The sequence below is a fragment of the Wolbachia endosymbiont strain TRS of Brugia malayi genome (genome assembly GCF_000008385.1).
Lineage (GTDB): Bacteria > Pseudomonadota > Alphaproteobacteria > Rickettsiales > Anaplasmataceae > Wolbachia.
Genome location: NC_006833.1, coordinates 795,310 through 821,010, shown reverse-complemented (window position 1 = coordinate 821,010; position 25,701 = coordinate 795,310). Strand labels below are relative to the sequence as shown.

The window sequence follows — 25,701 nt, the reverse complement described above, 5'->3', positions numbered from 1 at the left end:
ACAACAGTCTTCATTTGGCCATTACTTGCTTCTGCTTTTAGAAAAACTGCCAATAAGTCTGTGGAACCGAACCAAGCACAGGCATATAGATATTTTTTTCTATTTTGTATGTTAACTCCTGCTTCTGTTAAAGCTTTGGCCACATTTAGCAAAAAGAAGAATTTAGAATAGGTGCTAGTGTAACCCATAGCTGTTCAAGCAAACTGCTTGATTTATGACAAAGTTCTGTTTCTATATTGAATTTGTGATCAATATTAAGATTTCTTTCCAGGTACTACGGAGTTTTTTTGCTTCTAGTTCAGGTCGATTGGTCTCCTCTTTTAACTTTTCTCTCATTTTTTCTATTATATTAGTTGCACTTAAATTACAATCATTGTTTACGCTATTTGATACTCTGCACAGAGTATAATAAAAATTTTTATTTGTCATAACTTATCTCACTATTAATACATCCTACAGTATAGTCTCTAAATAGTTTTGCAAGAGGTTAGTTGTTAGGTAACATAATTAAAGTTTTTATCTTATATTCATCATGGTTGGAGCTGTACAAATTAAAAAAACTGGAGGACCAGAAGTATTAGAGTTTATAGATAAGAGTATAGGTGAGCCAAAAGGCGAGGAAGTTTTAATACGTCACACAGCTATAGGCTTAAATCGTTATGACTTGGAGCATAGAAAAGGCGTTCGCAAAATTAAAGGTTTACCATCAGTGCTTGGAGTGGAAGCAGTAGGAGTTATTGAAAAGCTTGGTAAAAAAATAGATGATAGTTTACAGATTGGAGATAGAGTTGGATATTGTACGGCACCACCTGGAGCATATTGTGAAAAACGTGTCATACACCAGAAATATCTGGTAAAAATTCCAGATGAAATACCAGATGAAGTTGTAGCTGCGGTGCTGTTTAAAGGCATGACGGCTCACTATTTGATTAATCAATCTTATAAAATAAAGCCTGGCGCTTTTGTGCTAGTTCACGGGGCTAATGGCGGTTTAGGACAGATAATATGCCAATGGGCAAAGGATAAAAAGGGTGTAGTTATAGGCTCTGTAAGTTCTGACAAAAAAATGGAAGTAGCTTTACAGAATGGCTGTACATATGCAATAAATTATAATGATAAAAACTTTGTTTCTAAAATTATGGAAATTACACAAAACAGAGGAGTAGGTGCAGTGTATGATCCGATAGGCTATTCTACAAGCAGGCTTTCTTTTGAATCTCTGAGTAAATTTGGTATATATGTTTCCTATGGGCAGATATCAGGTATTGCTCCGGTTAGTTTTTCTTTACTTAGTTCACGTTCTTTATTTGCCACAGGAACCTCAATATATCATTACAAGCGTGACAGATTCGCATTAGTTCTCACTGCAATGGAAATCTTTGAGATGGTAAAGAAAAAACTTTTAACTGTAAGGATTAACAAAAAATATAAATTTGATGAAATAATCAAGGCTCATCACGATATGGAAAACAGGAAAGTAAGTGGGTTAAATATTATAAAAGTTTTCTAAGTAAATTAAATTTTATAACTAACACGGACTAGATTTTCTTGTCATGCCATCACAATATCTTTATTATAATCTTTAGCTATAAATATTAAGAAATTTTACTAAATAAAAAAAGGCAAAGGAAAACCTGTAGTGGCCAGTTATTCACCACCCATTTTATAATGTTGACGTTTTTTGATAACACTTAATAAGCGTGATTCATAGTATTAGGTATAGCAACCCTGTTATAGAAAAAGCTCAGAAGAATGCAGCAAAGACACCCTAGAAATTAAGTGCAACATACTAAAAAATACACCCCCTAGGTCTTGACTTTCGATAGGCTTTAAATTGTGAAACAACCTTATTATCGATAATAAGGAGACTAGAAAATGTATCAAGTAATTTTTTTATAGCTTTGTTTCTGCCATTCTATAACTTGGCCTACAACTGTATAAACATAGCAAAATTGCCTGTTTCAACAGTAGGCAATATTACTCTTAATTACTTCAACATTTTCCCTTGGCAGCTCTTTAAGAAATCGCGAAGCGTACATTGGTTGCCACTGGTTATTAATTTCCCTTCTGTCTGCACATGAAATGATTAACTTTTCCTTTGCTCTAGTTATTCCAACATATGCAAGCCTTCTTTCTTCTTCTAAGGCTTTGCCACTTTTATCTTCAAAAGACCTTTGGTGGGGAAATAGCCCTTCTTCCCAACCAGGTAAGAACACACATGGAAATTCAAGCCCCTTAGCTGCGTGAAGAGTCATGACGTGTACGGTATCGTCATTATTCATATTATCCACTTCCATAACTAAGCTTATATGCTCCAAGAAAGTTGTAGCATTGTCAAAATTTTTTAAAGATGAAATGAGCTCCTTGACATTTTCTATTCGTGCTAAGCCTGTTACTTCTTCATTTTCAAGCATTTCAATATATCCCGATTGGTTCGCTATAGTTTTAACAAACTTGTGTAGTGGTTTGACACTTATCATTTCTTCCCAAGCTTTAATTTTATTAAAAAAATCATTTAGTGAAAGTTTAATTTTCTCAATTACCTGATTACTATTAACTAATATTTTTGCCGCTTCGAAAAAAGAAGTTTTGTTACCTTGAGCAACCGTGTATATCTTTTTTAAAGTGGTAGGTCCTATGCTTCTTTTTGGCCGATTCACTATTCTTTCAAAAGCTAAGTCATCATTATTGTTTGTAACGAGTCTTAAATATGCAATTACATCCCTGACTTCTTGACGTTCATAGAATTTTACGCCACTTATAATCTTATAGGGAATCGAATATTTTATAAAATACTCTTCCAGAACTCTAGTTTGGAAAGTAGCCCTAACCAGTACTGCCATGTCGCTGAATCTGTATTTATTAAGCTTTAATATCTGTTCACTTATGAATCTTGCTTCAGCTTTTCCATCCCATAATTTTATTAAATTTACCTTTTCCCCTTTGATGTTTGTTGTCCACAATTTTTTTTCTAAGCGAGTTTTATTGTGATTGATGACATATGACGCAGTTGCAAGTATATGAGATGTTGATCTGTAATTACACTCTAGTTTGATGATTTTTGCATTTTTAAAATCGTCGGAAAATTTCAAAATGTTTTTAACCTCTGCACCACGCCAGCTATATATCGATTGATCGTCATCTCCCACACAACAAATATTTGAGTGCTCTTTTGCAAGGTATTTTAGCCAAAGATATTGTATTACATTTGTATCTTGGTACTCATCTACCATAATATATTTAAACTTGCCCTGATAATAGGACAGAATTTCAGTTTTTTGATTGAAGAGTTGTATATTATACAGTAGTAAATCGCCAAAATCAACGGAGTTAAGGAACTTTAGCCTTTCCTGATATTGGTGATAAACTTTTAATGCAATTATGTATATTGGCCTAAATAGTTGAGTTTCTTCCACTTCTGACGGCAGTAAGCACTTTTCTTTCCATTTTTGAATTGTGTTCATAATGGTACTATGTTTTTCTGACAAATTATTGGGGCTTACTTCATTAATAATATTTTTTATTACTTGTAGTTGGTCATCCACGCCAATAATTGTAAAATTGGGGTTTAAGCCCACAATATCAGCGTGACGACGTAAAATTTTTGCTGCAATTGCATGGAAAGTGCCAAGCCATAGTATATTTGTACCCGTGAGTTTGAGCACTCTTGATACCATTTCATTTGCTGCTTTGTTTGTGAATGTGACTGCCAATATCTCATCAGAATGAGCGTAACCATTTCGAATTATATGTGCTATTCTTGAAGTAATCGTTCTTGTCTTTCCTGTTCCAGCCCCAGCCAGTATCAAAACTGGCCCATCTACTTTAGTTACAGCTGATTGTTGTTCCGGATTTAGCAGTGAGAGATAATCGTTCATTGCAGCCCTAACAAATATAGTTACATAAGTTAACCTTATTGTTTGTGCTCTGTAAAATTTTTATTCTCACGTAATTAAAGCTGAGGCAAATTTTCAAATAGATCAGGCAAAATTTCTTGCAGATAACCAGCTACCAAAATGTCATCATTCCCTAAATAATTTGGTTGCGCTGGGTCCATTGCGATTATTTTTCCTTTAGGGTTGTGTTTTTATACAAAGCAAGAAACCCAGCTTTGTCACTACTAAGCCCACAAGTAACAACAAAATCAATTTGTTTTAAATGTTCTGATTTGATGTTATTTATTAGCCAATCAAAATTCATTTTGCTACTCATATTTCCTAAAATCTCAGCCCCTGAACATTGGTGAAGTAAATCCACATTTACAGTTAGTAGCTACCAATTTTTAAGTGGAACTGTGTTTTTTACTGCATAATGAACCGTGGTTGGTATCCCATAAAAATAAGTTTTGTAAAGATTATCTGTATTTTAAAAACTTTGATTCTTTAAGAATTTTATGGATAGCTGCAACAGCATCATATTGCTTTAGATTGCGATCGTAAGAAGCTACCCCAAGTTGTTTGTTAAGCTCAGATACATCTGGTACTACTGGTGCTGATATTTCAGCGCCAGTCTAGAAAATTACATTCTTGTCACTGATGAGTTTAGCAATTTGTGGTACCAACATCCTATCTGGGGTTGTATTTTGTACATACAAAGATTGAGTAAAACGAGAGGCATTATTTAACTTTTTACTACTTGGTTTTTTGCTATTAGCCACACAACCATGTTCGTAATTTTTTTTATCCTTCTTTATTGCTGAACAAAACGTTTTCTTGCTTTGTTAATTCTTTAATTAATTTTTTACCACTAAAGGTAAGTTGGAACCCTAGTTTGCTGTTTCCTGGTCTATGCGGAAATTCTAACACCATTTCATATGTAATTGTTTCCGTTCTACTAGGTAAAACACATACTACTGACTGATTAGCTGTTATTCTGTCGATATCTTCTGCGGAAACCTTTTGTGGAGTTTGTAGTAAAACATTTTCTGCATAACAAACATTTATACTAAAGATTAATAAGATTAAATACTTTTTTGCTTGCAGAAAATTACGCATCACCTATGCTATTTGACAACCTCGCCCTGTTATAAACACTAAAAAAGCAGGTCAACCTTTTTGTCAGGGGGTTTTTGTAAAATTTTGAAAAGTTACATTTCAGCAAAACTTAGTTTGCTATAATTTTCTTACATAAAAAAAAGCAAAAGAAACCCTGTGGTGACTGTATTTACTTCAAAATATTGGTGTTTTTTATTCTTGCTTTTAGATTGCAACTGAGAGTGCTAAGAAACTTACTAATCGAAAAAAAGACAGAAAAACCTGGTAGTGAGTTTTGACTCCTATAGTAATTTAAACTGGCGCTGTAGTAATATGTTGACGCTTAGCTTAAGCTCGATTTGGCTGTATGTAGAAAAACTTAAAAGACATGCAGCCGCAATAATTTGATGTAATCCACCAATAAACACCTGAGTTTTTTTACTGAATTTTATTGTTAAACCTGCAGGTCAAAAATAAGTTGTGAATTCACAAATACCATTGGTACTGTGATAATGAGGTTGTTGAAATTTATCAAGTAGTTTCTATGTATTCAATACGCTGCTGTGCGAGAAGTTTGTTGACTTTACAATAATAGTTACTTTAAATTAGTAACTGTTATTGCAGTTAAAGTATTAATGCCTTTTTTCTTTTATTTTTTTTCGATTTTGAGCATTTTATCTGCTGTTTGTGTGATTAGCGTAAGGAATCCTGTACATGCAGTGTTATTTTTGATTTTTACCTTCGTTAGCTCTACAGTACTTTTTATCCTCCTTGGGGCTGAGTTTATTGCTATGATGGTATTGATAGTGTACATCGGTGCGGTTGCAGTATTATTCCTCTTTGTGGTTATGATGCTTGATATTGATTATATAAGAATACACCAAGGTTTTGCAAAGCATTTCACTTTTAGTATTATATTATGTGTTGTGTTTTTTCTGGTTATCAGCTTTGTAATCTGCAGCTCAGTACTGAATATAAGCAGTGTTATAGACTATAATGCCAATAACGTGAAAGCTATTGGTGATTTGTTGTATACTGACTATATGTATGCCTTTCATCTTTCCGGTATTTTACTGCTTGTTGCGATTGTTGGTGCAATTGCTCTTACTTTGCAGGACAAGAAGAAGGGAATTAAAAGACAGAATGTATTAAAGCAATTGACACAGTCTTCGTCTGTAAAGTTGGTTAAGGCTAAGTTTGGAAAAGGAGTGGAATGGAAGTAGGATTGAATCATTTCTTGGTAGTTGCTGCTATTTTGTTTACTATTGGAGTGTGCGGTATTTTTATCAACCGTAAGAGCATAATTAATATACTGTTATCAGTGGAAATATTACTTCTGGCAGTTAATATCAACTTAGTTGCTTTTTCTGCCTTTATGCATGATATAGTTGGGCAATTTTTTGTCATGTTTGTGTTGACTGTTGCTGCAGCAGAGTCGGGTATAGGACTTACAATACTGGTTGTGCATTATAGGAGACGTGGCAACATAGATGTTGAGCAAGCAAATTTAATGAAAGAATGAAGGTATGACAGGTATACTAAAATTGATAGTATTTTTGCCACTTTTTGGTTCATTATTTGCAGCGTTCTTTAGAAGGGACATTTTTAGCCAGTTAATTACAATTGCAGGGATTGGAATATCTGCAGCTTTGTCTTGGTATATTTTTCTCAACTTCTCTAAAAATCATCATGTTGTTTTATTTCCTCTGCTTTCATTGAGCATCCTGAAAGTAGATTGGGCAGTTAGTATTGATGCTCTTTCATCTTTGATGCTAATTGTAATTACTACTATTTCGCTGGTAGTTCATCTCTATTCTGTTGGTTATATGGAGCATGATAAGGGGAAGTCTAGGTTCTTTTCTTACCTATCACTATTTACGTTTTGTATGATTGTGCTAGTTGTAAGCGACAATTTCGTCCAACTTTTCTTTGGCTGGGAGGGAGTTGGCTTATGCTCTTATTTGCTCATAGGATTTTGGTTTCAAAAATATTCTGCAAATAATGCTGCAGTCAAGGCATTTATTGTAAATAGGATAGGAGACTTTGCGCTATTAATTGGAATTTTTCTTATTTATTATAAGTTTCATTCTTTGAATTTTACTGAAGTTTTTAGCACGGCTGACCTTTTTGGTGCACAGAACATCAGGACATTCTGCTGTGAGTTTAAAGTAATTCATATAATATGTGTATTACTTTTTATTGGCTGTATGGGTAAATCTGCTCAGTTTGGCTTACATATTTGGCTGCCGGATGCGATGGAAGGGCCAACTCCCGTATCTGCGCTTATTCATGCAGCAACGATGGTGACAGCTGGTATATTTTTAGTAGCAAAATGTTCTCCATTGTTTAAGCTATCAAATGTAACGCAAGAGTTAATAGTTACTGTTGGTGCGCTCACTGCTTTTTTCGCAGCTACCGTTGCAATTACTCAAAATAATATAAAGAAAATAATTGCTTATTCAACTTGCAGCCAACTTGGTTATATGTTTATGGCGTGTGGCCTTTCTGCTTACAATGTTGCTATTTTTCATTTAATGACGCACGCCTTTTTTAAGGCTCTATTATTTCTTGGTGCAGGTAATGTGATTCATGCAATGCATCATGAGCAAAACATTCAAAAAATGGGAAATTGCTGGAAGGAAATTCCCTACACTTATGCTCTCATGTGGATTGGATCTCTTGCACTTTCTGGAATATTTCCATTTGCAGGTTTTTACTCAAAGGATTTAATAATTGAACATGCTTATAGTGTGGATAGTTTTGCTTTTGTAGTAAGCTTAGTTATTGCATTCTTTACAGCGCTTTACTCTTGGAGGTTGTTACTTCTTGTATTTCATAGCCAAAGACAAAGTAAAATCAATATACATGAAGCACCAAAGATTATGCTTATACCACTACTGATACTTGCTTTTGGATCAGTATTTTCTGGAATGTGGGGAACAAATATTTTGAACATAACTAGTAGTACATTCTGGAAGTCAAGTTTAGTAGTTGTTAGTGAGCATACAGTTCATAGTTTCTTTATAAAATTATTACCGACCATAATGAGCCTAAGTGGAGTAACATTTGCATATTTGGTTTACCACTATCAAATAATAAAACAAATTAAGGGTAAATTTTTACTTAAATTTTTACAGGATAAATGGTACTTTGATGAAGTATACGGACTTATTATAGTTGCACCGGTGAAGTTTGTATCTAGGCTCCTATGGAAGTTTGATGTTAAGGCTATTGATTCATTTGGACCAAATGGTGTTGTAAGGTTAGTTGATGAATGTTCAAAGGGTGCTATAAAGTTACAAACTGGCTATATATTTGATTATGCATTTGTTATGTTTGTTACTTTAGTAATCAGTGCTTTGTATATTATTGGAATAAAATAAACAGTGTTATTACTTAGCATATTTTTGCTTCCGCTAATAGGAGCATTGATTTTATCTTTAATCAAGATTGATTGTAAATCAATATATCTAAGATTCATCTCTCTACTTTTTTCTGTACTTCCATTTTTGCTTAGCATTGTAGTTTGTATAAAGTTTGATTATAACAATACAGACTTTCAGTTTGTCAGCTATCCAATTAAAAATGCTGGAATAGGAGTGGATGGTATATCGTTGCTTTTCCTTCTACTTACAACTTTCTTATTTGTTATTTGTATGCTCTACAATTGCAAAATGAGTTATACGACCCTCAAGTCATGTATGGCATTATTTTTACTGCTTGAGGGTTTTGTAGTTGGTTTCTTTATTTCACTAAGTGCTATAAGCTTTTATGTATTTTTTGAAGCTGTTTTAGTACCAATATTCTTTATTATTGGTGTCTGGGGAGGGAAGCAGAGAATATATGCAGCATTTAAGTTATTCCTCTATACACTGGTTAGTTCATTGTTATTTTTGCTTGGATTAGTATATATTCATAATATCTTTGGAACGTTTGATATAAGGAAATTAGCTACGTTAGTACCAAGTCTTGATCCTGAAGTGCAGTCATTGCTATGGATTGCATTTTTTGCTTCTTTTGCAATAAAAGTACCGATGGTTCCATTTCATACTTGGCTTCCTGATGCACATGTGCAATCGCCAACTTCTGGATCTGTGGTTTTGGCTGGGTTGCTTATTAAAATGGGGGGATACGGATTTTTAAGATTCTCGATTCCAATGCTTCCTCAGGCAAGTTTCCACTTTGCAAATTTCATTATTGTGTTAAGCGCGATTGCAGTAATATATGCTTCACTAGTTGCATTTGCTCAGGATGATATAAAGAAATTAATAGCTTATTCTTCAATAGCACATATGGGAATCGTTACTGCTGGCCTCTTTTCATTTTGTGAAGAGGGAGTGCTTGGTGCTATATTTCAAATGATCAGTCATGGGCTTATTTCTTCTGCTTTATTTTTGTGCGTTGGAATGCTATATACTCGAACTGGAACTTTGAAGATTTCGAAGTATTTCGGCATAGTAAATACAATGCCAAAATTTGGTTTTATGTTTATTCTATTTTCAATGTCTTCGGTAGGGCTACCTGGAACGTCTGGGTTTATAGGTGAATTTTTGGCTATGGTTGGGATATTTAAGAGTATAGGGTTTTTTACAGGGTTCATCGCACTTGGCACTGTTTTGAGCGCAGTTTATATGCTGAATTTATGTAAGCAAACAATATGGGGAGTTAGCTATTCTAAATTGTTAAATAACCGCTTGGATAGGATAGAATTTTTTATCTTAGTTCTGCTTGCAGTGCTTGTTATTTTGCTTGGATTCTACCCAACTCTTGCACTGAATTATTTAAAGCCATACATGGTAAATTTGTTAGTCAAGTATAATGCCCTATGAGCTACATACAGATATTACCGGAAACTTTTTCTATTATTTCCTCGTTAGTATTGCTGCTGCTTGGAATTGTATTTAACCGCCGCACTATTAACTTATTGGCGCTTGGCTGCACAGTGATCACTTTAATTATTTTAATTCTGTCAGCGAAAGATAGTGGGTTTTTTCCCTTTAATTCATTGTTGAAACTCGATCTATACATTAGGTCAGCCCAGGGATTGATCCTTATTGCGGGAATTTTAGTACTTTTACTGCTAAATTTATCAAAGTATGACTATGAGTATGAATTTTCAATACTAATTCTTTTTACGCTGTTTGGCATGATAACTCTGGTTTCAGCAAATAATTTAATTTCTTTTTATTTATCTTTTGAGTTGATGAGTATACCTTTATATGTTCTTGCAAGCTTTAATAAGGATTCAGTTTATTCATGTGAGGCAGGAGTAAAATATTTTACACTCAGTGCGTTATCTTCCTGCATCATGCTGTATGGAATGTCGCTACTTTATGGATATACGGGACTGGTCAATTTTTCTGAGTTAAGTTCATTTTTGGAAAATCATCAGATGACTTATGGAATAGTTTTTGGGTTAGTACTTATCCTTATTGGTTTATGTTTCAAGCTTGCTATTGCTCCTTTTCATATGTGGGCTCCAGATGTCTATCAAGGTGCACCAACTATAGTAACTGCATTTTTTTCTACAGTTCCAAAAGCTGCACTTGTGACGTTTTTAATTCGATTTTTTATGGGTGAGGAGTTAGTAGGTGTAGAAAAGTATTTTCAACCTGTTCTTTTATACATTTCAGCACTATCCGTACTTATTTCAGCTTTTGGAGCTTTACGCCAAAGGAATCTAAAGAGGCTTCTAGCTTACAGTTCAATTGGTCATATTGGCTTTATACTTGCTTCACTTTCTATCTTTACACGAATGGGGACAGATAGTTCCTTGATATATTTGGTTATATATATCATTACAAATATAGGATTGTTCTCATATTTCATACAAATTGATGATGACGATTGCAGTGTTGCAAATTTATCTGGCATAGGAAAAAAGCGTCCGGTTTTGGCATTTCATCTTTCTATACTATTATTTTCGATGGCGGGAATACCTCCACTTGCAGGTTTTTTTGCTAAACTTTTTATATTTAAAAGCTTGGTGAATTCCGGCTTTATTGGTATGTCTTTGATTTTCATAGTAGCAAGTGTTATATCATGTTACTACTATTTAAGTATCATAAAAGCTATGTATTTCGATAAGCCTAGTGACAGTAAAGTTATTTATTCTAAGAGTCTATTTATTGTTACTTCAGTGGCTTCATTAATTAATATTGTTCTTTTTATGTGCGTAGAGGATTTATATTCACTAATTCATTTAGTAACTAAAAGTTTATAAAATGACCCCTAAAACATTCGAGGGCTTTCATATTTATCATTATGAAGAAGTTTCAAGCACTAATGGAAAAGCGTTGGATTTGATTGATAGAGGAATATCAAATGAAACTGTTATTATTGCTGATAAACAAACAGAAGGTAGGGGGCGCACTGGAAAGAATTGGATTTCTCCCGAGGGTAATTTTTATGCAAGTTTTATCATAAATCTCTTGCAAATTACATCACTAGGTTCCAGTATCACACACTGGGATAGCAGGTTAGCTGTAGCAGCCCACTTGGATGTTATTCCAGCACATGACGCTAAAATCCAGTGCTGGAATGACAGAGAAAGTTTAAGCAAATTAACAGAATTGACTTTTGTTACTGCTCTTGCTGTTGGCAATACGTTACTATCATTTATAAATGATAGTAACGTTCAATATAAATGGCCAAATGATATCTTTGTTGATGGAAAAAAAATAAGTGGAATATTACTTGAAAAAAAATCTAATTCAAATTGGCTGGTAATAGGAATTGGAATTAACATTGATCACGCACCACTTTTGGAAGCAACGTGCATTAATAAACTTCTTTCATCTTCTGTTGTTCCAGTAACTGACACTAAAATACAGATGCAGGTTCCGATGTCACATGCTAGAATGATTCTACAAAACATATATATTCTAAAAGAATTAGTAACAAACTTTAATAATTTAAGAAAGCAGTGGATACTCGATGGGTTTTGTGCTATAAGAGAAATGTGGTTGAAAAGGGCATTCAAAATGAATGAACAAATCAGTGTAAAGTTTGCTAGTAAATTGCATGAGGGGATTTTTATTGATATAGATAAAGGTGGTAGATTAGTATTGCAACAAAAAGATGGAAGCTTAATTTATTTTGATGCAGGTGAGTTATTTGTTAATAATATATTATGAGTACATATGTAATTTTTGCTTACCTTATTAGTTTTGCATTGATTGCTGGAGAGCTGATTTTTACCATTTCTTGCTATATTAAAAGTAAAAAGAATTTAGAAGGTTTTAAAAATAATAATGAAGAAGAAACATAAGCGATTACTTGTAGCTTCGGGAATTTTCTTCTTTTTAAATTGCATAGTTTTCTTTATTTTAACAATACTCAGAGAAAATATCTCATTTTTTTACACAGTAAGCGAAGCAATAACTTTATCAAACAATCAAAAACCAATCCGTATAGGTGGAATGGTTGTTGAGGATAGTGTAATACGTAGTGAGAGTGAAGTGGTCTTTCAAATGACAGACTTTAACAAGAGCATTGTGATAAAATATCAGGGAATACTCCCTCCAATGTTCTCAGAAAAAAGTGGTGTTGTTGTGCAAGGTAAAATGTTTGATGGCAATACCTTTTTGGCAGAGACGGTTTTTGCAAAACATGACGAGAATTATATGCCTCGAAAGTAAGAGATAAGGCAGGGGATTTTATTATTTTGTACCTACATAGCGAATAAATTTCTTTATGTATTCATTCTTAGTATTTTTTATTTCTTGAACAGTTCCATGAGAAATAATGCTTCCTTCATATAATACTGCTATTTTATCAGCTATTTTGAATGCGTCATGAATATCGTGTGTGATTGTGATAATTGTAGGGCTAGGGTCTTTAGACAGCTTTACTATTGTTTCTTTTACTATATCTGACATGATAGGATCTAATCCCGAAGTTGGTTCATCCAACATAATAATTTCTGGGTTGTGTGCAATTGCTCTTGCAAGTGCTACCCTTTTCTTCATTCCACCTGATAACTCTATTGGAAACATATCTGCTATGTTTTTCTCTAACCCGACATCATTTAATTTTTCAATTGCTAATTGCTTTGCCTCCTTTTTGCTGATATTGAAACGTTTTCTATAATTAAAAGATATATTTTCCCATACTGCAACATAGTCAAATAGAGCGGAATTTTGAAATAAAACCCCAAATTTGTTTTTACTTTTGCTATTTATTTTAATAGACCCTGAATCCGGTGCCAGCAGGCCAATAATCGTTTTTGTTAGTACAGATTTACCGCTTCCTGAGCTGCCGAGTATAACTAGTGATTCCCCTTTCAATATGTCAAGACTTATGTCGTTCAGTATTATCTTATCATTAAAAGATAGGTGCAAATTTGATATTGATATTATGGGGCTATGCATGGATCAAAGTAATCATATAGTTTGCTAGAATGATCAGTATAGATGATAGAACAACAGTTGATGTTGTAGCAATACTAACTCCTCGGGCTCCTTCCTGGCAATGGTAACCGTAATAGCAGCTTGAGACGGAAATTATAGCGCCAAAAGCAGTTGCTTTTATTAACCCAGTGATAAAATTATACATGTTAAAGAATTGAGTTGTGTATTTAATATATATATTTAGGTTATGATTAAATTTGAAAACTGCAGTGATGTATCCCCCGAATATTCCTATTAGATCTGCGCATATTGTGAATATGGGAAATACTATAACTGATGCTAAAATCCTTGGTGCAATTAAATATTTGAAAGGATTGATATTCAAAGTTGTAAGTGCATCTATTTGTTCAGTGATACGCATCGTGCCAATTTCTGCAGCAATTGATGATCCGACCTTTCCTACCATTATTAAACTAATTAAAACTGGTCCTAACTCTTTAATAATGGTGACCGTGACAAGTTTAGGTATTATTTGTTCTGGACTGATCAACGGGCCACTCAGACTACTTTGCAAAACTATCACTGCCCCTATAAAAATCCCTGTGAGTCCAACAATTGGCAGAGAAAAAAAGCCTATTTCTATGATTTGCTTTGCTATATTACCCAAATAATATGGTGGCACAAAGCAGTGATATAGGGATTGAATAAAAAATATGAATGCGCTACCAAGCCTCAACAAGAGCTTGATGAAGCACCTACCAATTATTCTAATACCATTTATATCAAACGAGCTCACTTTGCATTTGTCTCAGCTGAAATTAGTTTTATTGATTTTGTTAAAATTTTTGTTAACTTCATTGCAGAGTATAGCTAAGACGTGCCTTAAGTTCAATACACTTAGGTCAAAATGCTTTAGTTTGAAACTTATGGAGTTTAATTGTCTAAACAAACCTTACTTATTTTACTATCACTGTTTACTTTTTGTAAAAAACATGCTATTAATAAATTGTGAGTTTTCAAGTAGAATGGAGGAAGTTTTGGCAGTTCCAAAAAGAAAAAAGTCAAAGTCAAGGCGTAATATGCATCGTTCTCATCATGCTATTAAGCCTAAGAATATTGTAGTATGCACAACAACTGGGGAATTTATGCTGCCTCACAGTATAGCAGTTGATGGCAGCTACAAAGGAAAACGGGTTTTCATCAAACAACAGGCAGAATAATTATCATGATATGTTACCTACGGTTAACAATAACATAGTCATTGCACTTGACGCTATGGGGGGTGATTTTGCACCTCTCTCGGTGATTCAAGGTGCTGGTTTTTTTTTGGATAATCTTGTTGATCCAGGCATAAAGGTTTTTTTCCATATTTATGGAGATCAGAAAGAAATATCTCCTTTGCTTTTAAAATATAGAAAAGTAAGTGATAATTCTGAGTTTACTCACTACTCTAATAATGTTCTTGCAAATGATAAGCCGTCTTTTGCACTGAGACATCGTAAAGATTCAAGTATGAAGGCTGCCATTGAAGCAGTGAAAAAAGGTAAAGCTTCTGGTATGGTATCTTCAGGTAATACGGGAGCGTTGATGGCAATTTCCAGGTTTATTTTAGGAACATTACCAAACGTTTATCGTCCTGCTATAGTATCCGTCTGTCCAACTAAGGCAAAGAGCTTTGCATTGCTCGATCTTGGTGCAAATGTTGATTGCAATGTTGACTCGTTATTTCAATTTGCGTTAATGGGAAGCATGTTTGCAAAAATAGCATTAAAAGTTGACAATCCTGAAGTTGCTTTGCTAAACATTGGTACAGAAGAGGTTAAAGGTAATGACTCAGTACGTGGTGCTTTTAAGCTACTAAAAAGTGCTCCAAACATTAATTTCAAAGGGTATATAGAGGCAAGTGAATTTTTAGAGGGTAATATAGATGTAATTGTTGCTGATGGTTTTGTTGGCAATGTGATGCTTAAAACAGCTGAGGCAACTGCTAGCACTTTTATCGACCTAATAAAACAGGAAATGTTCAACTCATGGGCAACAAAAATGCTTGTTGGTATATTGTTAAAATCCAAGCTAAATAAGGTATTAATGCGTTTTAATCCTAAAATTAGAAGTGGAGCTATGTTTTTAGGGCTGAATGGTATTGTCATTAAGAGCCATGGAAATTCTGATGCTGTTTCTTTTGCCCATGCTATAAAATTTGCAGTAAATTCCATTAATGAAAATTTAAACCAGAAGATAATTAGTGAGGTAAATCAAGTTGAATAAAAGTTTTATATTAAGCACTGGATCTTACCTGCCAAAAAAAAAGTTGGGCAACGATGAGATTGCATTAATGGTTGAGACAAGTGATGAATGGATTAGACAGAGAACAGGAATAACTCAAAGGTATATAGCAGATGAAGCAGAGTTAACGTCGGATCTAGCTGTTAATTCGGCAAAAAATGCTATAGAAAAAGCTCAAATTTCAGTGGATGAAATTGGGTTAATCATAGTTGCAACAACAACGCCTGATAAAACTTTGCCTAGCTGTGCAACGATTGCGCAAAATAAGTTAAAATGTAAAAACGCATTTTCTTTTGATGTACAGGCAGCATGCTCTGGTTTTATATATGCAGTTACAATTGCTGATTCGCTCATAAAATCTAACGATAGAATTAAGTATGCATTAGTGATAGGTGCTGAAATAATGTCTAGAATTGTTGATTGGAAAGATAGGTCAACTTGTGTACTGTTTGGTGATGGTGCTGGTGCAGTTATAATGAAATCTACAGCACATTGTAATGAAATGACAGAAAATTCCACAAGAGGTATAATATCAACCAACTTATATTCTGATGGTAATGTAGACGTGTTATGCACAAAAGGAGGGATATCCTCAACTGGTGATTCTGGAAAAATATACATGAATGGTAGAGAAGTGTTTAAGCATGCAGTGGATAAGTTAACAGCCTCAATAGAAGAAACATTAAGATGCAATAATTTGAAGATCACTGATATTGACTGGTTAGTTCCCCATCAAGCAAACATTCGTATTATTGAAGCTGTAGTAAAGAAATTAAATTTCCTTATGGAGAAAGTAATTAATACAGTTGATCAACATGCAAATACCTCAGCAGCATCAATTCCACTAGCACTTGATTATGCAATACAAAAACCGAAAATAAAACCGGGAAGCTTGGGGATACTGGTTGCAATAGGTGCAGGCTTAACCTGGGGCTCCGTGCTGCTACGCTATTAATAACTACCAACTACTACCTACTTGTTACTTTCGATCTTTTCCATTAATTTCTTAACCAATCCTCTTAGTTTTTTACTGGACTCGTCAAGCTCTTGAATCTGCAAGCTATCCTTTTTCATGAGTTCCTTATAATTACTTTTTATATAGTCAATCATTTCCTTCATCTGAGCAATCATCTTGTTAATATCCATACTACCTAAATTAGATACTATCTCAGGTGTAGAAGTATCTAACATACCACCAGCCATAAGTTGCTGGGACATTTGCATAAATGGCTTTAAGGCCTGATTAAGTAATTCAGGATCCTTAGCTAATTTTTCTATTTGCTCTTTACAACTATCCATATATTGCTTCATAAATTCATCTTCTTGTACTTTATCCATCATGATTACACCTACTTAAAAATATATGTTTTCTATTATATATTGTTTTTAAATTAAAAGCAATACAAAACACCCACTACAACTGTATTAATATTTTATTAAATAATAGAAAAGCTGCTCTTTTGCTTATAAAGAAGCACATATTTTCTTTAACCATTCCTTATTTTTAACACTATTTTCTAAGCTCTTATAGACAAATTGGTGATAGCTATTTATCCATTCAATTTCATCTTTAGTGAGCATTTGCACATCTATTAGCCCTCTATCATATGGAATGGAGGTCAGTTGTTTAAAGCTTAAAAAACCATTTTCTTGCTTGTCAACATACATCAGATTTTCAATTCTTATTCCATACTTTTCTGGAATGTAATAACCAGGTTCATTGGAAAGTATCATCCCTGGCATGAGTTTTACTTTATTTCCTTTTGATATTGATTGTGGCCCTTCGTGTACTGATAAATAGCTTCCTACCCCATGCCCTGTGCCATGCATATAATCTATTCCAAATTTCCATAAGTGAATGCGTGCCAGTGTATCTAATTCTCCACCGGTAGTGCCGGAAGGAAAGACTGCACTTGCTAAAGCGATGTGAGCTTTCAATACTATTGTATAGTGAGTTATTTGTTCATTAGTTGGATTGCCAATTGCTATAGTTCTTGTTACATCGGTTGTGCCATCAAGGTATTCGCCACCAGAATCAATCAAATATAATCCATCTTTCTGAATGACTTTGTTTGTCTCACTGCTTGCACGATAGTGGATTATTGCTCCATTTTCATTAAATGCGGAGATTGTTGGAAAACTCGCTTGTTTGAACAAATCCTGCTCTTTTCTATATTCTAAAATCTTTTCTTCGGCTTCAAGTTCTGTACTGGTATTATTTTCAAGCCAATGTAGAAAATTTGTAACTGCTATTCCATCTCTGGTGTGTGCTTTTATAGCTCCAGCTATTTCAGTTTGGTTTTTTACTGCTTTGTAAATCAAGCAAGGGTCCTCCCTTTCAACTATCTGCTTATTTTTTATTATAGCCATAATACTCATCGGAGTTGTGTTTGGATCTATAATTATTGAATTTATCTTGCATAGTGAACTTTTGAGTTTACTAATATCAAAGATGTTTGTATGATTACCTAAATTTGCTTCTATGGTCGAGTATTCTTTATCTTGAATAAACAAGTCAACATTGCCGTTCTTGTACAATATAGCACAGCCCAATATACATGGAGTATATTTAGCATTTTCATTTCTTAGATTTAATAACCATGAAATTGAATTTGAATCAGTTAAAAGTACTGCTTCAGCTTCTTTATTTATGCTTTTAGCTACTTTTTCACATTTACTCTTACTACTTTCACCGGAATGCTCAACTGCATGCGAAACTATCGTTTGTTTTCTACGGCTAATCTCTTTTTTAATTGAATATGGTACCAATTTACAAATATCTTCATATTTTCTTATCTCTTTTACGGTAAAATATTGCAAGTAGTAACCTAGTGAGGTAGTCAATGTTAAGTTTGCTTTTACCCATTCGTATGGATTCTCTTCTTGTATATTATGTACTTGAAAATTGTCCTGGTCGAGCTGATTGCGAGCTTGTGTGATATAGCGTCCATCCGTAAAAAATGGGCACTTGTTGTCTTTTGTAACGATAAGTAGCCCATGTGTTCCCGTAAAGCCACACAATTTAGTTAATTCGTCTGAATGTCCATTTAAATATTCGTCTTTGGTATGCAACATAAATGCATCAACTTTTATTTCACACATAAAAGAACGAAACTCTTCGATTTTTGACATAGAATACCTTACGCAGAATTAGCAGCTACCTTCGTTTTCCTATTTCTTAAATACACCAATATGCTAACTATTGCTGCTGGAGTGATGCCTTGTATTTGCTTTGCAATGCCAATCGTTGCTGGTTTAATTGCCTGCAATTTTTCTATTACTTCACTTGACAGGCCTTTAATTTGTGAATAGTTGAAATTGGTTGGAATTTGAGTATTCATTTCCTCTCGTAAAAACTTCATATCTGCTTCTTGTCTTACTAAATAAGGTTTGTATTTTGCTTCAATTGCAACTGCTTCACATATTTCATTTTTAATTGTGTTGCTCGTTGTTTTACTATCATTCCAGTACCCTGTTTTGTCATTCCAGCGCGTGACACTAGAATCTGCATTTTTTTTCTGGATTCTAGTGTCAACTACTTGAATGACAGTTTGATCCGCTTTGTTGTCATTCCAGCGTGTAACATTAGTTAACTCTGGCCATATTTCTTGTAATTTGTTCCAATCGATATTTGGGTAGCTAAGTAGATCTAATGCTGTTTTTCTTATTCCATCATGAGATATTTTAATACCACAAAACCTAAGCTGCTCAGGAGTAATTTTCAGACTTTCTAACTTCTCTTCAAGCTGCTTAATGGATTTAAGTTTATTTTGTAAAGCAGAGTATCTTTTATATGATACAAGAGAGATGTTATAACCTTTTTGCGTTAATCTTCTATCTGCATTATCTGATCTAATTGCTAGCCTATATTCTGCACGTGAAGTAAATAACCTATAAGGCTCGGTCACTCCTTTAGTGACCAGATCATCTATCATTACGCCGATATATGAATCTGTGCGATGGAGAACAAAACTTTCTTTTTTTTGAGATGCAGAGAGTGCTGCATTGATTCCGGCGATAATTCCTTGCCCTGCTGCTTCTTCATATCCAGTAGTACCATTAATTTGGCCAGCGAAATATAGGCCTTTAACTTTCTTAGTTTCGAGAGTATGAAATAGCTCTCGTGGGTCAATGTAATCATACTCAACCGCATATCCAGGTCTTAATATCTCTGCGTTTTCAAGCCCTTTGATACTGTTTATCATTTCACGCTGCACTTCGATAGGCAATGAATTTGAAATTCCATTTGGGTACACAGTAATATTATCAAGTCCTTCTGGTTCTAAAAATATTTGGTGACTATTTTTTTCTGCAAATTTTTTAACTTTAGCTTCAATTGATGGACAGTATCTTGGTGCAACAATGTCATTTAGATAAGAAGAAGCTGACCTGTGAAGATTCGCTTGGATTATTCTGTGTGTATTCTCATTAGTATAGGTAATGAAACATGAAACTTGAGGTTGATTAATTTTTTCTGTGAGGTAAGAGAACGGCATGGGTGGATTATTACCTACTTGCTCTTCTAATATTGACCAGTTTATAGTACTACGATCAAGCCTCGGCGGGGTTCCGGTACGCAATCTGCCTAATTTAAAATCATACTTCTTCAATGTATTTGCAAGTTCCACTGCAGATTTATCTCCCATTCTTCCTGAAGGGGTTGTTTGTTCTCCTATATGAACCATACCTTGCAGAAAAGTTCCCGTAGTTAAAACAACTTTGCTTGTTAGTATCTGTTTTCCTGAGCTTGTTATGATAGCTTTAATGTAAGGTTCTCCATTGCTATTACTTTCGATCAGAAAATCATCCACTGACTCTTCTTTTACTGTCAAATTGTCATGATTTAAAATAATTTCCTGTATCGCTTTCTTGTATAATTTTCGGTCTGCCTGTGCCCTCGGCCCCCACACTGCTGCGCCCCTGCTGCTATTTAAAATGACTGAATGTATGCTTGCTTGATCGATTGCTCTTCCCATTATTCCGTCAAGAGCATCAACTTCTCTGACTACAATACCCTTTGCAACTCCTCCAATTGCTGGATTGCAAGACATTTCTCCTATAGTTGAAATTTTATGGGTTATAAGTAACGTACTTGCACCAAGGCGAGCTGCAGCCGCAGCTGCTTCGCATCCTGCATGGCCACCACCTACTACCACTACGTCATATCTATGCATACCCTCTTGAGTAATTCTTACTCTACTATTATTCTAATTATCAACAATCAATGTCAAATTTTACTAGTAATACAGCGTTGCTTCTTCTGTTACTCCAATGTTGCACACTAGAATAACAGAAAATAGAAACTCTTTTGATGAGCTTAAACTTGCTCATGTTCTTTTCCTTTTAGAGAAAAATACTCAATTATAGGAAAAATAATATATTCATTCACTTTTTCAGCTATTGGTACTATAATACTGTACATTGGAAATATCGCTATAATCGGTGCTATTGCTCCACCTGCTAAAGTTGCATAACCTATGCCAATCATTGCACCAGGAAAAAAGCAGTTGCGGTTACAACAGGACCAACTCCAATCGTGGCACTTGTGAAGCATGCACAAGTAAGACTCGAAGAGATCTTTTTTGGAGAACTTTCCTTTTCTTATACTATCGCATATATAATATGCACTCAATAACATTACAGGAATGGCGGCAATAACTCCACCTATTATTAAATGTGATAAAGCTGTGAAACTTAACCATAAACCTGTAAGTGCTCCTATTACTGATGCTATGCCTAAAAGTATTAAATCTTTATCCATACAACTTCCCTAATTTTGATAATAACAATATTCTTCAAAGTTTTAAAACTCTCTCTATTGTCAGAGTAATTAGGTTAATTGGATAAGCAAAGTAATTTTTTATGGCATTATCTCGGAAAAGAGAGCGGAAGAAGGGGTTCGAACCCTCGACTTCAACCTTGGCAAGGTTGCGTTCTACCAACTGAACTACTCCCGCAATTAACCTAAATTTACTTCTTAATTATAGGTATATGTAATAATTTGTAAACCCCATACATACCGAAATGTGAGGAACTATGTCTATATATTTGTATACTTAAAACTCACTTTCAATTATTATTGACGTTTTGTTATTCTACAGAGCCTTATGAGGATATTTGTATATAAAGATGACTTGCCAGCTAGTTCAATACCAGATAATGTAAGATCTATAGCTGTTGATACAGAGGCAATGGGGTTACTTCATGTTAGAGATAGATTATGCCTTATACAGCTCTCTTTTAATGATGGGAATGCTCACCTGATTCAATTCAAAAATGATTATGCAGCTCCAAATTTAAGAAAAATATTGGGGGATAAAAATATAACTAAAATATTTCACTTTGCACGATTTGATGTTAGCATAATATGTTATTATCTAGAAACTTGGGCACTTCCATGCTATTGTACAAAAATAGCTTCACGTTTAGTTCGCACCTATACAGATAATCATAGCCTGAAAGAGTTATGCTTAGAGCTACTTGATACTAAATTAAATAAGCAGCAGCAATCTTCTGATTGGGGAAGTGAAAATTTGACAGACAAGCAAAAAAGTTACGCTGCATCTGATGTTTTGTATCTTCATAAGATAAAGGAAAAGCTAGATTTAATGTTGGAACGTGAAAACAGAAAGGAGTTAGCACAAAAATGCTTTGAATTTCTTCCTATTCGTGTTGAATTAGATTTAATGGGATGGGAAGATATGGATATCTTTAATCACCAAGTGTAGTGATTTGTGAAGAGTTTTTTACTTATCAAAGCACTTGGGCAGTTTTTTAAGCTCTTTGGTAAGAATTTAGTTGATTAATTACTGATTTATGTGCTATATTTTACAAATTAGATCGGGTATTTTATGAGTGATGATATTACATCAGTAAGTGATCAAAATTTTAAGTCTGAGGTCGCTGATTACAAAGGATTTGTGCTGGTAGACTTTTGGGCAGAGTGGTGTAGGCCATGTAAAAATTTAATGCCGCGTGTTGAGCAATTGGCTAAAGATAAAAAAGGTAAGATCAAAATCTGCAAGTTCAATATAGATGGAGGAGCTGAAGTGTTAAGTAAATATGGGATTCAATCTATACCCACATTAATCATATTTCAAGACGGTAAAGAAATTGCACGCAAAATTGGTACCATAAATGATCTGTCAAGTTGGGTTGATGATGAAATAAGCTAATAGACAAATTTGTTTTTGTATGTATTATAAGTGTTAACGAAGGGGATTGTAGCTCAGTTGGTTAGAGCAGTTCGCTCATAACGAATTGGTCGTAGGTTCGAGACCTACCAATCCCACTGATTATATTGGTTTAGTATATCATAAGGCTCGCTAGAGTATATTACAGGCACAAAAAAGGCTGATTATTTCACAATAGGATCTGAGCGTGTTCAAAAAGCTCTTTGCATGCCAGCTACAGTGGGCAAAAGCCATAATCTTCACTTTTTAAAATTTTGTCAACTTCTCGCTAATAAGGGAAAGTGCTTGAAAGTTATAATTTTAGCATTGATGAGGAATTTAAAGCACATTTTCTTGGTCTTCTTAAAAAGAATCAACTATTCAATCATAATTTAGTGAAATAATTGTTTAACATAAGAGATAGTACCTGGATACTTGCTTCAACATTTTTTGAACACAATCTACATTATAGTTGTGTGAAGTCATGTGTCCCTTTGTACTTAACCAGCCTAAATGGGCTTTTTCTGATTTATTCATGTGTGTATTTTACATATTTTGTCGTTGGAATAATATCTATGAATTACACAGCAGTTTAGCTGTGATCTCAACTATTATGCGCTTTGTTTCTACAGTGTCACAATGATCATCGCCCAAGATTCTTTCTCTTTCCTCTAGCACCTCTTGAACTTTTCTAACGTTCCTCACATACTTTTCTTGGTAACTTAATGCTATGCCATCCTATGTATTGGGTTGAGAACGCGACAAGAAATAGAATTGTCTTCCGAGTTCTTTTCTTTGTATATCAGCACCTCTTCAAAGTATTTTGATGCATCTTTATATTTTCCCTGGAAATTGAGTACTACAGCCATTTCATATATAGCAAGTAAAATATCAGGATTCAAAATTTCTTGTTTTACTTTTTTAAAAAACTCTTCTCTGCTTTCGCGTGTTAAAAAACATCCCTATTTTTCTTTTATCTAATTTAGCATTTCTTCCTTGAAATGAACGTAAACATTCTGCTTATCAATGTTATTAAACTCCTCACCTAGCTCATTTTAAATGATCTCTGTTAGTTCTATTTCATTAGGTTGATTTACTGCAAATACTAATTTAGTAAAAGTTTCTTTTATATTATCTTCTAACTTGTCCTTTTTTTTATTAGTTGCTTAAATTCACTTTACCACCTTTGATTTTTTTCGATTTCTTTCTTGGGCTTGGTCGATCTATTTTGAAGTCTTTTTATTCCCTTTTCTAATTCTTCTATCGTTCCTTCCACAGCATTTTTTAATATCTGTTTCATTACTAAAATCATATTTTTATTAACATAAAAAACCTTATATCTTGTACTGTTATCCTTAAAAAAGACATCGCTAGTGTTTATTACTTCAACAGAAATTTCTCTTCCTTTACTTGGTCCTGAAGTTTTCACTTTCATTTTCTTTGATTATATCTTGTACTGTATTCTGATCTAGATCAGAACTAATATTAGTACAGATAATAAAATCTTCCAGGTCACCATCTGTGAAATCTTGATCGTTTTTAATTTGTAGATGAAGAACGAAATACTTTTCTAATCGGAATTCACCATTTTTATCTTCTATAAGCAAATTCCCTACTTCAATTTTCCTGTTACTCTCTCTCGTTTGTGTTTCGCTTGTATAAAGAGGTGTACTTTTTTATTACCTTTGATATGTTGAAAAATCACATCGTTAAACTTTTCGCTGTATCCATTTCTTTAGCTAAGTGAAAAGAATATCCCTTGTCTATCTTACACTTTAAGAAGAGCATCAATAGCTTTAATTGGTAAACAGTGCTGTGAAGAGATGATTTTGATCCTTTGGAAGCAGCGTATTCTTTGGAACCCCGTAATCTTTTTCTACTAACCTTTCTTTAATGTGTAATCCCTTTATATAGCTGGAAATTGAATATTTAACCCTGGTTTATGGACTCAATAGAATCTTAGCTAAAGCTTGTTGATTAGAAGATTGTGAAAAACTCTTTATACACTCTCCAAAGATATTGACAATTTTTTTGTTTGTGTAAGTGTAATAGATCATTTAGCAATTAGCGATACCCAGCAGGGTAGTTTTGTTGAATAGTGAATTAGAGCAGGTGGGAAAACTCAAGCAGCGAGTTCAAAAGCAGGCATGATTGTTTATGTTTTATCTGCAAAAAGCGGTGAGCTTATTTTGTGGCCCAATTCATGAAGATGTGGCCCAGAATCAGTGAACAAAAAAAATCTTATTACCTTAAAAAGTATGCTATTTAATATAGTCTGAGCTGTCTAAATAAGTTTATGTGGCATATAGCCTCGTTCTTTGTGTTATCAGCAATATTAGTAAGTTGTGGCCTACAAAAACCTGCACTTGTATTACTTAAAGGCGAGGAATTTTATGGGAAGAGAGACCTAGAATGTATAAGAGAATATCATTTAACTAGAGAGGATATTAATCCTTCGGTACAAAAAGGAAGTAGAAAAGTCGCCATAGGTGAGGTATATAATAACAATGTGCAGGATATAACGGTTAATAAGGTAGGTTGTAAATTTGTAATGCCAATAAAAGGTACTGTTATTTCAGCTACCCCTTCTGATGAGGTGTGTAAAGATGGAGTGAAAATCGCTGCTCAAGGTGGAACAAATGTGGTTGCTTCTGCTTCTGGCAAAGTGATATATGTAGGGAAAGGGCTGAGGTGGTATGGGAATTTGATTATAGTGGAACACAAAGATAATTACATGACTGTATACTCCTATTTAAAGAACATACACGTTGAAATTGGTGATAAAGTAAAGCAAGGTCAAGTGATTGGGTCTGCAGGTAAGTCAAGTACACAAGATAAAGACCCGCAGATGTGCTTCACAATACGACATAATGGCCAGGCAGTCGATCCTTTGATGCATATGAGCTGTGATTAGGTTTG

Annotated in this window: 26 protein-coding genes and 2 tRNA genes; 15 read left to right on the top strand and 13 right to left on the bottom strand. The window is 34.1% G+C overall.

The features are described from left to right. The first annotated feature begins 532 nt into the window (after positions 1-532). Entirely contained in the window at positions 533-1,510 is a 978-nt protein-coding gene (locus WBM_RS03785) for a quinone oxidoreductase family protein (protein ID WP_011256827.1), read from the top strand. Positions 1,511-1,961: 451 nt separating this feature from the next. Here the strand turns inward: WBM_RS03785 and WBM_RS03780 are convergent, their stop codons facing one another. The 3 genes from WBM_RS03780 to WBM_RS03770 all read right to left on the bottom strand — a co-directional run bounded on the left by WBM_RS03780 (position 1,962) and on the right by WBM_RS03770 (position 4,997). Beyond that, positions 1,962-3,878 (bottom strand): ATP-dependent helicase, encoded by a 1,917-nt coding sequence (locus WBM_RS03780; protein ID WP_011256826.1) that lies wholly within the window; start codon positions 3,876-3,878, stop codon positions 1,962-1,964. 184 nt (positions 3,879-4,062) lie between these two features. After that, positions 4,063-4,257: a hypothetical protein gene (locus tag WBM_RS03775; RefSeq protein WP_011256825.1), complete on the bottom strand. Its 195-nt coding sequence runs from the start codon at positions 4,255-4,257 to the stop codon at positions 4,063-4,065. 422 nt (positions 4,258-4,679) lie between these two features. Continuing rightward, positions 4,680-4,997, bottom strand: a complete 318-nt coding sequence (locus WBM_RS03770; protein ID WP_011256824.1) for a hypothetical protein — start codon at positions 4,995-4,997, stop codon at positions 4,680-4,682. A gap of 611 nt (positions 4,998-5,608) precedes the next feature. Between WBM_RS03770 and WBM_RS03765 the strand changes: the two genes are divergently transcribed. The 7 genes from WBM_RS03765 (at position 5,609) to ccmE (ending at position 12,613) form a co-directional block, all read left to right on the top strand. Beyond that, a complete protein-coding gene (locus WBM_RS03765; RefSeq protein WP_041571486.1) occupies positions 5,609-6,196 on the top strand; it encodes an NADH-quinone oxidoreductase subunit J in 588 nt (195 codons plus the stop codon). Then, positions 6,187-6,495, top strand: a complete 309-nt coding sequence (nuoK, locus tag WBM_RS03760; protein ID WP_011256822.1) for an NADH-quinone oxidoreductase subunit NuoK — start codon at positions 6,187-6,189, stop codon at positions 6,493-6,495. Before WBM_RS03765 ends, nuoK begins: the two co-directional genes overlap by 10 nt. Positions 6,496-6,499: 4 nt before the next feature. Next, the gene (nuoL, locus tag WBM_RS03755; protein ID WP_011256821.1) at positions 6,500-8,356 is read left to right on the top strand and encodes an NADH-quinone oxidoreductase subunit L; all 1,857 of its coding nucleotides are present in this window, start codon (positions 6,500-6,502) and stop codon (positions 8,354-8,356) included. A gap of 3 nt (positions 8,357-8,359) precedes the next feature. Further along, on the top strand, positions 8,360-9,802 hold the full coding sequence (locus WBM_RS03750) for a complex I subunit 4 family protein (protein ID WP_011256820.1): 1,443 nt from the start codon (positions 8,360-8,362) through the stop codon (positions 9,800-9,802). Next, on the top strand, positions 9,799-11,196 hold the full coding sequence (locus WBM_RS03745; protein ID WP_011256819.1) for an NADH-quinone oxidoreductase subunit N: 1,398 nt from the start codon (positions 9,799-9,801) through the stop codon (positions 11,194-11,196). The genes WBM_RS03750 and WBM_RS03745 overlap by 4 nt, the downstream gene beginning before the upstream one ends. Before the next feature lies 1 nt (position 11,197). After that, positions 11,198-12,109: a biotin--[acetyl-CoA-carboxylase] ligase gene (locus WBM_RS03740; RefSeq protein WP_011256818.1), complete on the top strand. Its 912-nt coding sequence runs from the start codon at positions 11,198-11,200 to the stop codon at positions 12,107-12,109. A gap of 117 nt (positions 12,110-12,226) precedes the next feature. Then, positions 12,227-12,613, top strand: a complete 387-nt coding sequence (gene ccmE, locus WBM_RS03735) for a cytochrome c maturation protein CcmE (RefSeq protein WP_011256817.1) — start codon at positions 12,227-12,229, stop codon at positions 12,611-12,613. A 21-nt stretch (positions 12,614-12,634) separates the two neighbouring features. Here ccmE and WBM_RS03730 read toward each other — a convergent pair whose 3' ends face one another. Next, positions 12,635-13,345 carry an ABC transporter ATP-binding protein gene (locus tag WBM_RS03730; protein WP_011256816.1) on the bottom strand — a complete coding sequence of 237 codons (711 nt, stop codon included), beginning with the start codon at positions 13,343-13,345 and terminating at the stop codon, positions 12,635-12,637. Further along, a complete protein-coding gene (locus WBM_RS03725; RefSeq protein WP_011256815.1) occupies positions 13,338-14,120 on the bottom strand; it encodes an MlaE family ABC transporter permease in 783 nt (260 codons plus the stop codon). The genes WBM_RS03730 and WBM_RS03725 overlap by 8 nt, the downstream gene beginning before the upstream one ends. Positions 14,121-14,361: 241 nt before the next feature. On the opposite strand from WBM_RS03725, the gene rpmF reads away from it, so the two are divergent. The 3 genes from rpmF to WBM_RS03710 are packed head-to-tail and all read left to right on the top strand — an operon-like array spanning position 14,362 to position 16,565. Then, positions 14,362-14,544 carry a 50S ribosomal protein L32 gene (gene rpmF, locus WBM_RS03720; RefSeq protein WP_011256814.1) on the top strand — a complete coding sequence of 61 codons (183 nt, stop codon included), beginning with the start codon at positions 14,362-14,364 and terminating at the stop codon, positions 14,542-14,544. A 10-nt stretch (positions 14,545-14,554) separates the two neighbouring features. Beyond that, complete coding sequence (gene plsX / locus WBM_RS03715; protein ID WP_011256813.1) at positions 14,555-15,592, top strand: phosphate acyltransferase PlsX; 1,038 nt, start codon at positions 14,555-14,557, stop codon at positions 15,590-15,592. Continuing rightward, positions 15,585-16,565, top strand: a complete 981-nt coding sequence (locus WBM_RS03710; protein ID WP_011256812.1) for a beta-ketoacyl-ACP synthase III — start codon at positions 15,585-15,587, stop codon at positions 16,563-16,565. Before plsX ends, WBM_RS03710 begins: the two co-directional genes overlap by 8 nt. A 17-nt stretch (positions 16,566-16,582) precedes the next feature. Here WBM_RS03710 and WBM_RS03705 read toward each other — a convergent pair whose 3' ends face one another. The 5 genes from WBM_RS03705 to WBM_RS03685 all read right to left on the bottom strand — a co-directional run bounded on the left by WBM_RS03705 (position 16,583) and on the right by WBM_RS03685 (position 21,567). Then, complete coding sequence (locus tag WBM_RS03705) at positions 16,583-16,951, bottom strand: hypothetical protein (protein WP_011256811.1); 369 nt, start codon at positions 16,949-16,951, stop codon at positions 16,583-16,585. A 123-nt stretch (positions 16,952-17,074) separates the two neighbouring features. Then, positions 17,075-18,742, bottom strand: a complete 1,668-nt coding sequence (locus WBM_RS03700; RefSeq protein WP_011256810.1) for an aminopeptidase P family protein — start codon at positions 18,740-18,742, stop codon at positions 17,075-17,077. 8 nt (positions 18,743-18,750) lie between these two features. Beyond that, a complete protein-coding gene (mnmG, locus tag WBM_RS03695; protein WP_011256809.1) occupies positions 18,751-20,784 on the bottom strand; it encodes a tRNA uridine-5-carboxymethylaminomethyl(34) synthesis enzyme MnmG in 2,034 nt (677 codons plus the stop codon). Between the two features lie 143 nt (positions 20,785-20,927). Then, a complete protein-coding gene (locus tag WBM_RS03690; protein WP_011256808.1) occupies positions 20,928-21,371 on the bottom strand; it encodes a hypothetical protein in 444 nt (147 codons plus the stop codon). Between the two features lie 123 nt (positions 21,372-21,494). Then, positions 21,495-21,567, bottom strand: a tRNA-Gly gene (locus tag WBM_RS03685). A 150-nt stretch (positions 21,568-21,717) separates the two neighbouring features. Here WBM_RS03685 and WBM_RS03680 point away from each other — a divergent pair. From WBM_RS03680 to WBM_RS03670, 3 genes are all read left to right on the top strand, one after another. Beyond that, positions 21,718-22,338: a ribonuclease D gene (locus WBM_RS03680; protein ID WP_011256807.1), complete on the top strand. Its 621-nt coding sequence runs from the start codon at positions 21,718-21,720 to the stop codon at positions 22,336-22,338. Positions 22,339-22,461: 123 nt separating this feature from the next. After that, the gene (trxA, locus tag WBM_RS03675) at positions 22,462-22,785 is read left to right on the top strand and encodes a thioredoxin (protein ID WP_011256806.1); all 324 of its coding nucleotides are present in this window, start codon (positions 22,462-22,464) and stop codon (positions 22,783-22,785) included. Positions 22,786-22,827: 42 nt separating this feature from the next. Beyond that, positions 22,828-22,901 (top strand) — tRNA-Ile (locus WBM_RS03670). Positions 22,902-23,355: 454 nt separating this feature from the next. On the opposite strand, the gene WBM_RS06760 is transcribed toward WBM_RS03670, so the two are convergent. The 3 genes from WBM_RS06760 to WBM_RS03665 all read right to left on the bottom strand — a co-directional run bounded on the left by WBM_RS06760 (position 23,356) and on the right by WBM_RS03665 (position 24,217). Continuing rightward, positions 23,356-23,487, bottom strand: a complete 132-nt coding sequence (locus WBM_RS06760; protein ID WP_255324083.1) for a hypothetical protein — start codon at positions 23,485-23,487, stop codon at positions 23,356-23,358. Positions 23,488-23,510: 23 nt separating this feature from the next. Further along, positions 23,511-23,684, bottom strand: coding sequence for a tetratricopeptide repeat protein (locus tag WBM_RS05820; protein WP_136132011.1), 174 nt, complete (start codon positions 23,682-23,684; stop codon positions 23,511-23,513). A gap of 275 nt (positions 23,685-23,959) precedes the next feature. Then, on the bottom strand, positions 23,960-24,217 hold the full coding sequence (locus WBM_RS03665; protein WP_011256805.1) for a hypothetical protein: 258 nt from the start codon (positions 24,215-24,217) through the stop codon (positions 23,960-23,962). 861 nt (positions 24,218-25,078) lie between these two features. On the opposite strand from WBM_RS03665, the gene WBM_RS03655 reads away from it, so the two are divergent. Further along, positions 25,079-25,696: a murein hydrolase activator EnvC family protein gene (locus tag WBM_RS03655; RefSeq protein ID WP_011256804.1), complete on the top strand. Its 618-nt coding sequence runs from the start codon at positions 25,079-25,081 to the stop codon at positions 25,694-25,696. Positions 25,697-25,701 lie beyond the last annotated feature (5 nt).

Excerpts from the sequence above, each read along its gene's own strand:
- WBM_RS03780 (WP_011256826.1), bottom strand. The coding sequence starts at position 3,878 with ATGAACGATTATCTCTCACTGCTAAATCCGGAACAACAATCAGCTGTA.
- nuoL (WP_011256821.1), top strand. The coding sequence starts at position 6,500 with ATGACAGGTATACTAAAATTGATAGTATTTTTGCCACTTTTTGGTTCA.
- WBM_RS03665 (WP_011256805.1), bottom strand. The coding sequence starts at position 24,217 with ATGAAAGTGAAAACTTCAGGACCAAGTAAAGGAAGAGAAATTTCTGTT.
- WBM_RS03705 (WP_011256811.1), bottom strand. The coding sequence starts at position 16,951 with ATGATGGATAAAGTACAAGAAGATGAATTTATGAAGCAATATATGGAT.
- plsX (WP_011256813.1), top strand. The coding sequence starts at position 14,555 with ATGTTACCTACGGTTAACAATAACATAGTCATTGCACTTGACGCTATG.
- trxA (WP_011256806.1), top strand. The coding sequence starts at position 22,462 with ATGAGTGATGATATTACATCAGTAAGTGATCAAAATTTTAAGTCTGAG.
- WBM_RS03765 (WP_041571486.1), top strand. The coding sequence starts at position 5,609 with ATGCCTTTTTTCTTTTATTTTTTTTCGATTTTGAGCATTTTATCTGCT.
- nuoK (WP_011256822.1), top strand. The coding sequence starts at position 6,187 with ATGGAAGTAGGATTGAATCATTTCTTGGTAGTTGCTGCTATTTTGTTT.
- WBM_RS03690 (WP_011256808.1), bottom strand. The coding sequence starts at position 21,371 with ATGGATAAAGATTTAATACTTTTAGGCATAGCATCAGTAATAGGAGCA.
- WBM_RS03730 (WP_011256816.1), bottom strand. The coding sequence starts at position 13,345 with ATGCATAGCCCCATAATATCAATATCAAATTTGCACCTATCTTTTAAT.
- WBM_RS03680 (WP_011256807.1), top strand. The coding sequence starts at position 21,718 with ATGAGGATATTTGTATATAAAGATGACTTGCCAGCTAGTTCAATACCA.
- WBM_RS03655 (WP_011256804.1), top strand. The coding sequence starts at position 25,079 with ATGTGGCATATAGCCTCGTTCTTTGTGTTATCAGCAATATTAGTAAGT.
- WBM_RS03745 (WP_011256819.1), top strand. The coding sequence starts at position 9,799 with ATGAGCTACATACAGATATTACCGGAAACTTTTTCTATTATTTCCTCG.
- WBM_RS03785 (WP_011256827.1), top strand. The coding sequence starts at position 533 with ATGGTTGGAGCTGTACAAATTAAAAAAACTGGAGGACCAGAAGTATTA.
- mnmG (WP_011256809.1), bottom strand. The coding sequence starts at position 20,784 with ATGCATAGATATGACGTAGTGGTAGTAGGTGGTGGCCATGCAGGATGC.
- WBM_RS03700 (WP_011256810.1), bottom strand. The coding sequence starts at position 18,742 with ATGTCAAAAATCGAAGAGTTTCGTTCTTTTATGTGTGAAATAAAAGTT.
- ccmE (WP_011256817.1), top strand. The coding sequence starts at position 12,227 with ATGAAGAAGAAACATAAGCGATTACTTGTAGCTTCGGGAATTTTCTTC.
- WBM_RS03740 (WP_011256818.1), top strand. The coding sequence starts at position 11,198 with ATGACCCCTAAAACATTCGAGGGCTTTCATATTTATCATTATGAAGAA.